Here is a 13235-nt window from a genome sequence, read left to right as displayed (position 1 = left end):
TTGGACGCCGATTGCGGGCGACGTGTGCTTGTCTGATCGCGACGTCGGCTGTTGCCTTGTAGCGCCTTGTTATTCCTCACCGTAATTCATGATCGACAGCAGGCGGATCGGCACCTGCACCAGCTGCTCAGGGCCGTGCGGGGTTTCGCCATCGAAGGTCAGGCTGTCGCCGGCCTGCATGTGGTAGAGCTGGTTGCCGTGGCGGTAGACCAGTTCCCCCTCCAGCAGGTGGAGGAACTCGGTACCGGGGTGGGCGAAGGTCGGGAACTCTTCGCTGGCGTCATCCATGGTCACCATGTACGCCTCGAAATTCTTCTTCGGCCCCCTGGCGTGATTGAGCAAATGGTAGGTATGGCCCTTCTCGGTGCCGCGGCGCACCACCTCCAGCCCTTCACCGGCCTTCACCAGCAAGGCATTGCCATCGGGCTGGTCATACTGGCTGAACAGCTTGGCCATCGGCATGCCCAGCACATCGCACAGACGGCTCAGGGTATCGAGGCTGGTGGACACCTGGGCGTTCTCGATCTTGCTCAGCATGCCCTGGCTGATGCCGGCGATGCGCGCCACATCGGCGAGCTTGAGCGACTGGGCCTGGCGCTGGCGCTTGATCTGCAGGCCCAGGTACTGCTCCAGGCGAAGGCGCGGTGGGGTTTCGGATGGCATCGAATGTCCTGCACGGTTTCAGTTCAAGAATAAAGATTTCGCACTGGGAAAGTGCGAAAGGCAGCTGCGTTGGCGGCTTCTTTCCTCAGATGAAAACAAGTTTCCCATAAACAGAGCATAAAAACCTGCATGGGTTTTGTGTTGTCTGTGCGGGCCTCTTCGCGGGCACGCCCGCTCCCACAGGGACTTTGCGCCGATCTCTGTGGGAGCGGGCGTGCCCGCGAAGAGGCCGGAACAGAAAGCAAACACCAGCCATCAGGCAGAGTTGGCAAGCACGTTGCATTCCTGTGAGGAAAGTAAATTTCTCATGTGGAATTAGTGCCCCTCACCCAGGAGTGATCAACCCATGTTGCCAGCAGAAACCCAGCGCACCCTCGACCAGTACGGCATCAAGTATGTGCTGGCGCAGTTCGTCGACATCCACGGTTCGGCGAAGACCAAGTCGGTGCCGGTATCGGGCCTAAAGATGGTGGCTGAAGAGGGCGCCGGCTTTGCCGGGTTCGCCATCTGCGGCATGGGCATGGAGCCCCATGGCCCGGATTTCATGGCCCGTGGTGACCTGTCCACATTGATCCCGGTGCCCTGGCAGCCGGGCTATGGGCGGGTGGTGTGCGTGGGCCATGTGAACGGCAAGCCGTGGCCCTACGACAGCCGTTACGTCTTGCAGCAGCAGGTGCAGCGCCTGGCCGACAAGGGCTGGACCCTGAATACCGGCCTTGAGCCCGAGTTCAGCCTCTTCCGCCGTGACGAAGGTGGCAAGCTGCAGCTGGTGGACGCCTCCGACAACCTCGACAAGCCTTGCTACGACTACAAGGGCCTGTCGCGCTCGCGGCTGTTTCTCGAACGCCTTACCGAGGCCCTGCAGCCGGTCGGCTTCGACATCTACCAGATCGACCACGAAGACGCCAACGGCCAGTTCGAGATCAACTACACCTACAGCGAGGCGATGGAGTCGGCCGACCGCTTCACCTTCTTCCGCATGGCAGCCGGCGAGATCGCCAACGACCTGGGCATGATCTGCTCGTTCATGCCCAAGCCAGACCCCAAGCGCGCCGGCAACGGCATGCACTTCCACCTGTCGCTGGCCAGCAGCAGCAACAACAACCTGTTCCACGACCCCTCCGACAGCAGCGGCATGGGCCTGTCGAAACTGGCCTACCACTTCGCCGCCGGCCTGCTGGCCCACGGCCCGGCGCTGTGCGCCTTCGCCGCGCCCACGGTCAATTCGTACAAGCGCCTGGTGGTCGGCCGCTCGCTGTCCGGTGCCACCTGGGCCCCGGCCTTCGTTGCCTACGGCGCCAACAACCGTTCGGCGATGGTGCGCATCCCCTATGGCCGCCTGGAGTTTCGCCTGCCGGACGCCGGCTGCAACCCGTACCTGGTCACCGCAGCGATCATCGCCGCCGGCCTCGATGGCATCGACCGCCAGCTGGAGCCGGGTGAGATGTGCAACGAGAACCTCTACAACCTGAGCCTGGAAGCGATCGCCGCACGCGGCATCAAGACCTTGCCGCAGTCGCTCAAGGAAGCCGCCGACGCCCTGGAGGCCGACCCGCTGTTCCGCGAGGTGCTCGGCGCCGAGATCGTCGATGAGTTCATCAAGCTCAAGCGCATGGAGTGGGTGGAGTACTGCCGCCACGTCTCAGACTGGGAAATCCAGCGTTACACCGAATTCTTCTGACCGCCAACCCTATCCCTGGGTAGCGGCGACAGCAGCGGCTACCCACTGCCTGAAAGGAGTATCACCATGTGTGGAATCGTAGGTCTGTACCTGAAAAAGCCGGAGCTGGAAGCCCAGCTCGGCAAGCTCTTCGAACCCATGCTCGAAGCCATGACCGACCGTGGCCCGGACAGCGCCGGCTTCGCCATCTACGGTGACGAAGTGGCCGATGGCTGGGTCAAGCTGACCCTGCAGGCGACGGACATCAACTACCCCTGGGCGGCCCTGATGGGCCAGCTGGAAGGTCGCCTGGGCTGCTCGCTGGACTGGTTCCAGAACGCCAGCGCGGCGGTACTCAAGGTGCATACCGATGAAGCCAGCGCCCGTGGCGCGCTCGCCGAACTGGCACCGGGCGTGCGCATCATGAGCGCCGGGCAGAGCATCGAGATCCTCAAGGGCATGGGCCTGCCGGCAGAAATCTCCAGCCGCTTCGGCCTGGCCGGCATGAAGGGCAGCCACATCATCGGGCATACCCGCATGGCCACCGAAAGTGCGGTGACCATGGAAGGCAGCCATCCGTTTTCCACCGGCGCCGACCTGTGCCTGGTGCACAACGGCTCGCTGTCCAACCATTTCCGTCTGCGTCAGGAGCTCAAGCGCGAAGGCATCAGCTTCGAGACCGACAACGACACCGAGGTGGCGGCCGGCTACCTGACCTGGCGCCTGCAGCAGGGCGACACCCTGGCCCAGGCCCTGGATGGCGCGCTGCAAGACCTGGACGGTTTCTTCACCTTCGCCATCGGCACCCGCAACGGCTTTGCCGTGATCCGCGACCCGATCGCCTGCAAGCCGGCCGTGCTGGCCGAGACCGACGACTACGTGGCCATGGCCTCCGAGTACCAGGCCCTGGCCAGCCTGCCGGGTATAGACAAGGCCAAGGTCTGGGAGCCGGCGCCGGCCACCTTGTACGTCTGGGAACGCGAAAGCGCCTGACCCTCACCGAATCACTGGAGACATCCATGAAGACGATCGACCTTTCCAGCGCCTCGGTGCGCATGCTCAACCAGTCCCTGCATGGTGACGTGCAGGACCGTGAATGGCGGGTGACCCACCCTGACGGCAAGCACAACCTGGCGGTGGGCATCAACGCCGCCGTGTCGGTGGATATCGAAGGCCATGCCGGCTACTACTGCGCAGGCATGAACCAGCAGGCCAGCGTCACCGTGCACGGCAACGTTGGCGTCGGCGTGGCCGAGAACATGATGTCCGGCTCGGTGCGGGTCAAGGGCAGCGCCTCCCAGGCCGCCGGCGCCACCGCCCATGGTGGGCTGCTGGTGATCGAGGGCGATGCCGGCGCGCGTTGCGGCATTTCCATGAAGGGCGTGGACATCGTGGTCGGCGGCAGCATCGGCCACATGAGCTGCTTCATGGGCCAGGCCGGGCGTCTGGTCGTCTGTGGCGATGCCGGCGATGCCTTGGGCGATTCACTCTATGAGGTGCGCATCTACGTCAAGGGCTCGGTGCAATCGCTGGGCTCGGATTGCATCGAGAAGGAGATGCGCGCCGAGCATCTGCAAGAGCTGCAAGAACTGCTGAACAAGGCGGGCCTTGCGCACAAGGCCGCCGATTTCAAGCGCTACGGCTCGGCCCGCCAGCTGTACAACTTCAAAGTCGACAACGCCAGCGCGTACTGATCCAGGAGCATTCCCATGAGCGAACAATTCCCCCCGGTACTGCGTGAGTCGGCCACTTTCGATCGCCTGACCATCCAGGAAATCCAGCGTGCCGCCGAAACCGGCATTTACGATATCCGCGGCGGTGGCACCAAGCGCCGCGTGCCGCACTTCGACGACCTGCTGCTGCTCGGCGCCAGCGTGTCGCGCTACCCGCTGGAAGGCTATCGCGAGAAATGCGGCACCGACGTGGTGCTGGGCAACCGCTTCGCCAAGAAGCCGATCCACCTGAAGATCCCGGTGACCATCGCCGGCATGAGCTTCGGCGCGCTGTCGGCCAACGCCAAGGAGGCCTTGGGCCGTGGCGCGACCATCGCCGGTACCAGCACCACCACCGGCGACGGCGGCATGACCCCGGAAGAGCGTGGTCAGTCGCAGCACCTGGTCTATCAGTACCTGCCTTCACGCTATGGCATGAACCCCGATGACCTGCGCAAGGCCGACGCCATCGAGATCGTCCTCGGCCAGGGTGCCAAGCCGGGCGGTGGCGGCATGCTGCTGGGCATGAAGGTGACCGAGCGCGTGGCCGGCATGCGCACCTTGCCGATCGGCGTCGACCAGCGCAGCGCCTGTCGGCACCCTGACTGGACCGGCCCGGACGACCTGGCGATCAAGATTGCCGAGATCCGTGAAATCACCGACTGGGAAAAACCGATCTACGTCAAGATCGGTGCCAGCCGCCCGTACTACGACGTCAAGCTGGCGGTGAAGGCCGGCGCCGACGTGATTGTGCTCGACGGTATGCAGGGCGGCACGGCGGCCACCCAGGAAGTGTTCATCGAGCATGTCGGTATCCCGATCCTGCCGGCCATTCCACAGGCGGTGCAGGCGCTGCAGGAGATGGGCATGCACCGCAAGGTGCAACTGATCGTCTCCGGTGGCATCCGCAACGGTGCCGACGTGGCCAAGGCGATGGCGTTGGGTGCCGATGCCGTGGCCATCGGTACGGCGGCGCTGATCGCCTTGGGCGACAACCATCCGCGGCTGGACGCTGAGCTGAAGAAGATCGGCTCGGCCGCCGGGTTCTATGACGACTGGCAGAACGGCCGCGATCCGGCCGGCATCACCACACAGGACCCGGGCCTGGCCAAGCGCCTCAACCCGGAGGAGGCCGGCCGGCGCCTGGCCAACTACCTGAGGGTGCTGGTGCTGGAAGCGCAGACCATGGCTCGCGCCTGCGGCAAGTCGCACCTGCACAACCTCGACCCCGAGGACCTGGTGGCGCTTACCGTCGAGGCCGCTGCCATGGCCCGGGTGCCGCTGGCAGGAACTGCCTGGGTACCAGGACAGGCGCAGTACTGACTGGACCATTGGGGCCGCTTTGCGGCCCTTTCGCGGGTAAACCCGCTCCCACAGGGATATCACAAGTTTCAAGTCTTGAGTTTCCCTGGGGGAGCGGGTTCACCCGCGAAGAGGCCGGTGCAGATGAATCAGTGCCCCATTGCCAACTTGGCAGTGGTCTGCCGACGGCGATAGGCACTGTCACGGCTGGCCAGCCACCAGTACAGCGGCGAGGTCACTGCCAGGCCCACCAGCCACGACAGGTCAGCGCCGTTGATGTGCTCGGAGATCGGCCCGACGTACAGCGGCGTGTTCATGAACGGAATCTGCACCACGATACCCACCACATAAGCAATCAGTGCCTGGGGGTTGTAACGGCCGTAGATGCCGCCATCGACCTTGAAGATCGACTGGATGTCGTACTCGCCCTTGTGGATCGCATAGAAGTCGATCAGGTTGATCGCCGTCCACGGCACCAGCACCACCAGCAGCACCAGCACCATGTCGACGAAGTGGCCGATGAAGTCGGCCGAGGCGAACACCGCCACCACGCAGCAGGCGGCCAGCACGATCAGCGACAGCACCGCACGGCTCTTGGCGGTGGGGATCCAGCGGTAGGCGAAGGTCTGCACCAGGGTGATGATCGACAGCACCGCGCCATACAGGTTGAGGGCGTTGTGGCTGATCACGCTGAGCAGGAACAGCACCAGCATCACCGGGCCGAGGGTGCCGGTGGCGAGCTTGACTGCATCCATGGTGTCCACACCTGCAGGGATCGCCAGCACCGCCACGGCGCCGAAGATGAACGACAGGCTCGAACCCAGCGCCGAACCCAGGTAAGTGGTCCAGAAGGTCGAGCTGACTTTCACGTCTGCCGGCAGGTAGCGCGAGTAATCCGACACATACGGGGCGAAAGCGATCTGCCACAGCGCTGCCAGCGACACGGTGGCCAGCCAGCCGGCCAGGTTGAAGCCGCCACGGGTGAGGAAGTCGTCACTTTGCACATGGCTGAAAATGTAGCCGAAGCCGACCACGATGCCGATGCCCAGCACCCAGGTGCCGATGCGGTTGAGCACGTGGATGAAGCGGTAGCCGATGATGCCGATAATGCCCGACCCCAACGCACCGATGACGATGCCCACCGGCACCGGTACGGCCTCGACCACCCCATGCAGCGACTTGCCAGCCAAAACGATATTGGAGGCGAAGAAGCCGATGTACATCACCCCGGCGATCACCACCACCAGCAAGGCGCCGAGCGTGCCGAACTGGGCGCGGCTCTGGATCATCTGCGGGATACCCATCTGCGGGCCCTGGGCCGAGTGCAGCGCCATCAGCACGCCGCCGACCAGGTGGCCGACCAGGATGGCGACGATGCCCCACACCAGGTTCAGGTGAAACAGCTGCACGCCCAGCGCGCCGGTGACGATGGGCAGCGGCGCGATGTTGCCGCCGAACCACAATGTGAACAGATCCCTTACCTTTCCATGGCGGTCTTGCGGCGGTACATAGCCGATCGTGTGTTTTTCTATGAGGGGTGCCGAATTGGCTGCACTGGTCATGACTGACTCCAAGGCAAGGTGGGGCATCGGGTGCTGCCCGGATGCGTGCCGGCGAAGGGCGACGCGTTCTTGTTGGAGCGATGATGCGGGGCGCGGGGATAACGAGAAATTAGTAAATATGTGCCCATAAACCTTAAAAAACCTAAGGCTGACAAAAGGTTAAGCGGTGGACGGTAGCAAGGAGGGTGCCAGTAGGCTGGAGGGCTTGTGATAGAGGGCGTTGCGACGGTGGGCGGCAATAAGGGTGGGCCGTGTTGGTGCACAGCGAGCCTTTACAGGGCAGCTTGAAGGTTTGCCTGTACCGGCCTCTTCCCGGGCTTGCCCGCGAAGAGGCCGTTACAGGAGAAAATGCTACATCGGCAATAACCGGTCCTGAATCACTTCCTTCATCACCAAGGTCGAACTCAGGCGTTTCACATTGGGAATGCTGGTCAGTTGCTCGTCATACAGTTTCTGGAAGGCTGGCAAGTCCTTGGCCACCACATGCAACAGGTAATCCGGGTCGCCGAACAGCCGCTGGGCCTCGACGATCTGCGCAATCTCCGCCAGCGCCGCCTCGAAATCCGCCACCGGCTGGCGGGTTACCTCGCGCAGGGTGACGAACACCAGCGCGGCAAAGTTCAGCCCCAATGCGCTGGGCGCCAGGCGCGCGTGGTAGCCAAGGATGGCGCCAGACTCCTCCAGCGCCTTCAATCGCCGATGGCAAGGTGAGAGGCTGAGACCGACACGGTCGGCCAGCTCAGTCACCGAGAGGCGACCGTCTTTTTGCAGTTCAGCAAGGATCTTTCGGTCTGTTCTGTCCACCGGGAAGAATCTTCCAGAAAAAATGGCTAGAGGGGAAATATACGAAAGAAAATCCCTTGGCGGAATCCGTAGGCTTTCTTCACCCGCAAACTGTGTGAAAGGAAGACTCAAGTGGCAATCAGCCTGCTGTCCGCGTTCTGGGCCGTGTCGTTGTTGTTCGTGATTACCCCCGGTGCCGACTGGGCCTATGCCATCTCTGCCGGGATGCGCGGGCGCTGGGTAATGCCTGCGGTGGCGGGCATGTTGTCAGGGCATTTGCTCGCCACCCTGGTGGTGGCGGCAGGGGTGGGCAGCCTGCTGGCTGGTCACCCGCTGGCGATGACCCTGCTGACCCTGGCTGGCTGCGCCTACCTGTTGTGGTTGGGCGGCAACCTGCTGCTGAGCCCGGCTGCGCCAGAAGCCGCGCAGGCCAGCGTGGGCGAGTCGGGATCGCGCTGGGCATTCAAGGGCTTTTGCGTGAGCGGGCTCAACCCGAAGGTATTTCTGTTGTTCCTGGCCTTGTTGCCGCAGTTCACCGACCCGCACTCCAGCTGGCCGGTGCCATTGCAGATCCTGCTGCTGGGGCTGGTGCACCTGTGCAGTTCGCTGGTCATCTATTCGCTGGTGGGTTACGGCGCCAAGGCGGTGTTGAGCAGCCGACCCGGCGCGGCCAGGTGGGTAGGGCGCGTGTCTGGCATGGCAATGGTGGCGGTGGCGCTGGGGTTGATTGGCGGCCAGCTGCGCTGAACGCAGCACCGCTGATCGCCCGGCAAAATTCAGTGGAACGAACGGCTGGTTGCAGGTCTCCTATCCACAGATGGATGGCAATGTGCCCGGGACCTCCCAGACATGAGATCGCTTCAGCAACACAACACGGACCCCCTGAAACCCCCGTCGAACTTCTTGCTCAACGGCGGCAGCATTGGCAATTTGCTGCAGACAATGGACTGGAGTGGCTCGCCGCTGGGCCCGCCACATAGCTGGTCACCGCACCTGCAGGCGGTGATGGCCATGCTGCTACCGGCACAAGCTCAGTTCGTACTGTTCTGGGGCGAAGCTTATGTGGCCCTGTACAACGATGCCTACGCCCCGACGATCGGCACCAAGCACCCTGTTGCGCTCGGGAGGCCAGCGCAGGAGCACTGGAGCGAACTGTGGGACGACCTCGAGCCGCTGCTGCGCGGCGTGCGTGAAACCGGTCAGACCTTCTGGGCCAAGGATCGCCCCTTCTATATAGAACGCCGGGGCCTTGGCGAAACCGTGTACTTCGACGTGTCCTATTCTGCTGTGCGCGAAGCCGATGGCAGCGTCGGCGGCGTATTGTGCCTGGTCGCCGACACCACCGAGCGGGTGCGCTTCCAGCAGCGCCAGGCGTTCTTGCTGGAACTGGGCCGGACCTTGCCAGGGCTGGGCGAGGCCGAGCGCATCGAGGCCTATGCGGTCAGGCGCCTGGCGCAGGAGCTGGGTGCTGCACGGGTGTGCTTCGGTGAGGATCAGGGCGACGGCCGCAGTTTCCGGGTGGCCCATGACTGGGCCGACGGCTTGCCCTCCCTGGTCGGTCAGCATGACTACGCCACCTTTGGCACGACGCTGCGAGAGCAGTTGGCGGCGGGCCAGGTGGTGCAGCAGGCCTACCAGGCACGCCGCGATGGCTTGTGCACCACGCTGCATGTCCCGGTGTTGCGCGCCGGGCGCCTGGAGGCGATGCTGGGCGTGCACTTCCATACCCCGCGCCAGTGTTTTGAAGACGACTGTCAGTTGGTCGAGGAAGCGGCCAAGCAGACTTGGGCCGCCATCACCCACGCCCGTGCCGAGCGCGCGCTGCACCTGCTCAACGAAAGCCTGGAGGACCGCGTCGCGGCGGTGCTGGCCGAGCGCGAGGCGGCCATGTTGCAGTTGCATGAGGCCCACAAGCTGGAAATGATCGGGCAGTTGACCGGTGGCATCGCCCACGACCTCAACAACATGCTCACGCCGATCATCGCCTCGTTCGAACTGCTGCGCCGACACCCTCAATCCGAACGTGCCCCGCGCCTGATCGAAGGCGGCCTGCAGGCGGCCGAGCGGGCGCGCAACCTGGTGGGGCGCCTGCTCAGTTTCGCCCGGCGCCAGACGCTCAAGCCGCAGCCGGTGTCGCTGGCGGACCTGGTGGTGGACATGCGCGAGCTGATGGCCCGCTCGCTAGGGCCGACCATTGCCGTTCAGGTGCAGATAGACCCGGCACTGCCCTCGGTGGTGGCTGACCCCCACCAACTGGAACTGGCCTTGCTCAACCTGGTGGTCAATGCCCGCGACGCCATGCCCGACGGCGGAGCGCTGCAGATCAGGGCCGGGCTGGATGCCGACGGCCCGCCCCGGCCATCGGGCCTGGCTGCGTCGCGCCTGCTCTGGTTGCAGGTGCGTGACAATGGCTGCGGCATGGATGAAGAGCAATTGCGCCGCTGCATCGAGCCGTTCTACTCGACCAAGGGCGTGGGCAAGGGCACCGGCCTGGGGCTGCCGATGGTTCAGGGCCTGGCATTGCAGTCGGGTGGGGGCTTCGCCATCGATTCGCAGGTGGGGCAGGGCACGACGGCCACGTTGTGGTTGCCGCTCAGCGATGTGGCGGCGCCTTGCAAGGACAGCGAAATACCCGAGGCGCCGCAGGCTGACCGGCCCTACCGTGTACTGCTGGTGGATGATGAGGAAATCGTGCGCCATGCCACCGCCGCGCAGTTGCGCGACCTGGGTTATGACGTGACCGAGGCCGGCAATGCGGCGGCGGCACTGCATCTGCTGGAGCGGGGGTGGCTGCCGGATGTGCTGGTCACCGACCATGTCATGGCCGAGATGACCGGTGTGCGTTTTGCCCAACAGATGCGCGAGCGGCGGGTGGATCTACCGGTGCTGATCATCACCGGTTATGCCAACCTCACGCCGCGGGAACTCAAGGGTTTCGAAGGGCTGCGCAAGCCTTACCGGCAGGCGGAACTGGCGCAGAGCGTCGCACGTTTGCTGGCCAACCCGCGTTAACGGGCGGTGCCGGCGCTGAGGCCGGCACGCCTCAGCGCATGAAATGCACCTTGCCGGTGTCGTCATTGCCCATGTAGATGCCGTACACCCCGGCCTGGCGCTCGAGGATGTAGCGCTCGAGAATCTGCCGGATCGCCGGGTAATAGATGTCGTCCCAGGGAATCTCGTCAGGGGCGAAGAACTGGTACGCCAGCGTCTCCGGCCCATACTGCCCGGTCTCCTCGGTGGCGATGGCGCGGAAGATGATGTACACCTCGCTGATCTTCGGCACGCTGAAGATCGAGTAGGGCGAGACGATGTCGGCGCGCACGCCGCTTTCTTCCCAGACCTCGCGCAAGGCTGCCTGCTCGGTGGTCTCGCCGGCTTCCATGAACCCGGCCGGCAAGGTCCAGGTGCCCGGGCGCGGCGGGATGGCGCGCTGGCACAGCAGGTACTTGCCGTCACGCTCGATAATGCAGCCGGCGATGATCTTCGGGTTGATGTAATGGATATACCCGCAGCGGCTGCAGTGCAGGCGTTCGTGGGTGTCGCCGGTGGGAACGCCCCGGGCCAGCTCCGTGGTGCAGTGTGGGCAGTAGCGCGGGGCGTTGGGCATGGTCAGCGGCCTGTGCAGGGGCTTATATACGTGGGTCCTTCAGGGCCAGGGGCTCGACCATGTCGCGCACCTTGGGGTTGTCGTCCTGCTTCTGGCGCAGGTACTCCAGGGCCACTTTGGCGGCGGCGCGCACGTGATCGACCGATGCCTGGTGGGCCACCAGCGGGTCGCCGCTTTTGATCGCCTCGACGATCTTTTCCATTTCACGGTTACTGGCGCCGCGGCGGTTCTCCTGCGACACCGAGGTAGCCCGCAGGTAGCTGATGCGTGCCTGCAGCTGGCGCAGCTGCTGGGCTGCAACCTGGTTGCCGGAGCCTTCCAGAAGCACATCGTAGAAGCCTTGTACCGAGTCCAGCACCTGCTGCAGCTCGCCTTCTTCCAGGGCTTCGCGGTTGACTTCGAGCGCGCGCTCCAGGGCACGGATGTCCTTGGCCTTGGCGTTGAGGGTAAACAGCTGCACGATCAGGCCTTCGAGCACGCAGCGCAGCTCGTAGATGTCGCGGGCGTCTTCCAGGGTAATGATGGCCACGCGCGGGCCCTTGGCATCGGCGAATTCCACCAGGCCTTCGGACTCGAGGTGGCGCAGCGCTTCGCGCACCGAGGTGCGGCTGACGCCGAGGCGGTCGCAGAGGTCTCGCTCGACCAGGCGGTCGCCCGGCAGCAGGTGGAAGTTCATGATCGCGCCGCGCAGCTTGTCGAGCACGATTTCGCGCAGGGTAACGGGGTTGCGATTGACCTTGAAGCTGTCGTCGAGGGGCTGGCGTTTCATCAAGTGCGCTCTGAATGAGGCTGCACGTCCGCAACCGCAATAGCACCACGAACCATCGGTGCTCCTTGCGTGGGTTCGAACAGCCCGCGGTTAACGGGTTGACTCCGCATCGGCTTCTGCGAACGCTTCGCGGGCCAGGCGGAAGCTGTCCACCGCCGCGGGCACGCCGCAATAAATGCCGACCTGGAGCAGGATCTCGCGAATCTGTTCACGGCTCAGGCCATTACGCAAGGCGCCGCGAATATGCAGCTTGAGCTCGTGGGGCCGGTTGAGCGCGGAAATCATGGCCAAGTTTATCATGCTGCGCTCTTTCAGCGAGAGGCCTTCGCGGCCCCAGACGTGGCCCCAGCAATACTCGGTGACCAGCTCCTGCAGCGGCTGGGTGAACTCATCGGCATTCTGGATCGAGCGGTTGACGTACGCCTCGCCCAGCACCTGGGTGCGGATCTGCAGGCCTTTCTCGTACTTTTCGTTACTCATGCGCAGTACTCCGGATTAAAACAGGGGCCGCAACCGAGGGTGAGACGATTAGCGCGGCCCCTGAAAAACAGGGTCATCGGTGTTGGCTTCTTCGCGGGCAAGCCCGCTCCCACAGGGACTGCACAGGTTTCAGCATCTGTGCGATCCCTGTGGGAGCGGGTTTACCCACGAAGGCCCCAGCATCGACTTGACGGGGGATCAGCCCAGCGGCGGCAGGGCGCCCAGCTTGCCTTTGTGGTAGACCATCGGCGTCACCGGCTCGGCCGGCAGCACCAGGTTCTTCACTGCGCCAACGATGATCGCGTGGTCGCCGCCGTCGTACTCGCGCCACAGTTCGCACTCGATGATCGCGGTGGCCTTGGTCAGCAGCGGGTTGCCCAGTTCGCTCAGCTGCCACTCGATGCCTTTGGCCTTGTCCTTGCCCTTGCCGGCGAAGGCGTAGGCCTCGGCGGTCTGGTCGGCGGACAGCAGGTGAATGGCAAACTGCTTGCTGTCACGCAGGATCGGGTAGGTGTCCGAAGCGTAGTTGGGGCAGAACAGCACCAGCGCCGGGTCGATCGACAACGCGCTGAACGCGCTGGCGGTGATGCCGACGATGCCGCCGTCGGCGTCCAGGGTGGTGACCACGGTGACGCCGGACGGGAACGAGCCCATCACGTCTTTGTAGATGCCTGGTTCGATCATCTCGTGCTACCTC

13 protein-coding genes are annotated in these 13235 nt (G+C 64.2%); 6 read left to right on the top strand and 7 right to left on the bottom strand.

Annotated elements, in window-relative coordinates; all coding sequences use genetic code 11:
* Positions 1-69 precede the first annotated feature (69 nt).
* Positions 70-663 (bottom strand): helix-turn-helix domain-containing protein, encoded by a 594-nt coding sequence (locus ACTORR_RS04165; RefSeq protein WP_054885137.1) that lies wholly within the window; start codon positions 661-663, stop codon positions 70-72.
* 346 nt (positions 664-1009) lie between these two features.
* On the opposite strand from ACTORR_RS04165, the gene glnT reads away from it, so the two are divergent.
* From glnT to ACTORR_RS04145, 4 genes are all read left to right on the top strand, one after another.
* On the top strand, positions 1010-2344 hold the full coding sequence (glnT, locus tag ACTORR_RS04160; protein WP_313365305.1) for a type III glutamate--ammonia ligase: 1335 nt from the start codon (positions 1010-1012) through the stop codon (positions 2342-2344).
* Between the two features lie 66 nt (positions 2345-2410).
* Complete coding sequence (locus ACTORR_RS04155; protein WP_313365304.1) at positions 2411-3316, top strand: class II glutamine amidotransferase; 906 nt, start codon at positions 2411-2413, stop codon at positions 3314-3316.
* A 26-nt stretch (positions 3317-3342) separates the two neighbouring features.
* On the top strand, positions 3343-4017 hold the full coding sequence (locus ACTORR_RS04150; protein WP_054885134.1) for a protein glxC: 675 nt from the start codon (positions 3343-3345) through the stop codon (positions 4015-4017).
* 15 nt (positions 4018-4032) lie between these two features.
* Positions 4033-5358 carry an FMN-binding glutamate synthase family protein gene (locus tag ACTORR_RS04145; protein WP_054885133.1) on the top strand — a complete coding sequence of 442 codons (1326 nt, stop codon included), beginning with the start codon at positions 4033-4035 and terminating at the stop codon, positions 5356-5358.
* A 128-nt stretch (positions 5359-5486) separates the two neighbouring features.
* Here ACTORR_RS04145 and ACTORR_RS04140 read toward each other — a convergent pair whose 3' ends face one another.
* On the bottom strand, positions 5487-6899 hold the full coding sequence (locus tag ACTORR_RS04140; RefSeq protein ID WP_262110439.1) for a purine-cytosine permease family protein: 1413 nt from the start codon (positions 6897-6899) through the stop codon (positions 5487-5489).
* A 351-nt stretch (positions 6900-7250) separates the two neighbouring features.
* Positions 7251-7703, bottom strand: a complete 453-nt coding sequence (locus ACTORR_RS04135; RefSeq protein WP_054885131.1) for an Lrp/AsnC family transcriptional regulator — start codon at positions 7701-7703, stop codon at positions 7251-7253.
* Positions 7704-7814: 111 nt separating this feature from the next.
* Here ACTORR_RS04135 and ACTORR_RS04130 point away from each other — a divergent pair, with 111 nt between their 5' ends.
* Together ACTORR_RS04130 and ACTORR_RS04125 are read left to right on the top strand one after the other, a co-directional pair.
* Positions 7815-8429 carry a LysE family translocator gene (locus tag ACTORR_RS04130; RefSeq protein ID WP_099813399.1) on the top strand — a complete coding sequence of 205 codons (615 nt, stop codon included), beginning with the start codon at positions 7815-7817 and terminating at the stop codon, positions 8427-8429.
* A gap of 102 nt (positions 8430-8531) precedes the next feature.
* The gene (locus tag ACTORR_RS04125) at positions 8532-10694 is read left to right on the top strand and encodes a hybrid sensor histidine kinase/response regulator (RefSeq protein ID WP_313365303.1); all 2163 of its coding nucleotides are present in this window, start codon (positions 8532-8534) and stop codon (positions 10692-10694) included.
* A 31-nt stretch (positions 10695-10725) separates the two neighbouring features.
* Here the strand turns inward: ACTORR_RS04125 and ACTORR_RS04120 are convergent, their stop codons facing one another.
* The 4 genes from ACTORR_RS04120 to ACTORR_RS04105 all read right to left on the bottom strand — a co-directional run bounded on the left by ACTORR_RS04120 (position 10726) and on the right by ACTORR_RS04105 (position 13222).
* Positions 10726-11289 (bottom strand): NUDIX hydrolase, encoded by a 564-nt coding sequence (locus ACTORR_RS04120; protein WP_099813403.1) that lies wholly within the window; start codon positions 11287-11289, stop codon positions 10726-10728.
* 22 nt (positions 11290-11311) lie between these two features.
* The gene (locus ACTORR_RS04115) at positions 11312-12058 is read right to left on the bottom strand and encodes a GntR family transcriptional regulator (RefSeq protein WP_054885128.1); all 747 of its coding nucleotides are present in this window, start codon (positions 12056-12058) and stop codon (positions 11312-11314) included.
* 90 nt (positions 12059-12148) lie between these two features.
* Positions 12149-12538: a carboxymuconolactone decarboxylase family protein gene (locus ACTORR_RS04110; protein ID WP_099813405.1), complete on the bottom strand. Its 390-nt coding sequence runs from the start codon at positions 12536-12538 to the stop codon at positions 12149-12151.
* Between the two features lie 198 nt (positions 12539-12736).
* The gene (locus tag ACTORR_RS04105) at positions 12737-13222 is read right to left on the bottom strand and encodes a flavin reductase family protein (RefSeq protein ID WP_054885126.1); all 486 of its coding nucleotides are present in this window, start codon (positions 13220-13222) and stop codon (positions 12737-12739) included.
* Positions 13223-13235 lie beyond the last annotated feature (13 nt).

Source organism: Pseudomonas sp. SAR267 (genome assembly GCF_052077595.1).
Lineage (GTDB): Bacteria > Pseudomonadota > Gammaproteobacteria > Pseudomonadales > Pseudomonadaceae > Aquipseudomonas > Aquipseudomonas vlassakiae.
This window is presented reverse-complemented; position numbering and strand designations above follow the sequence as displayed.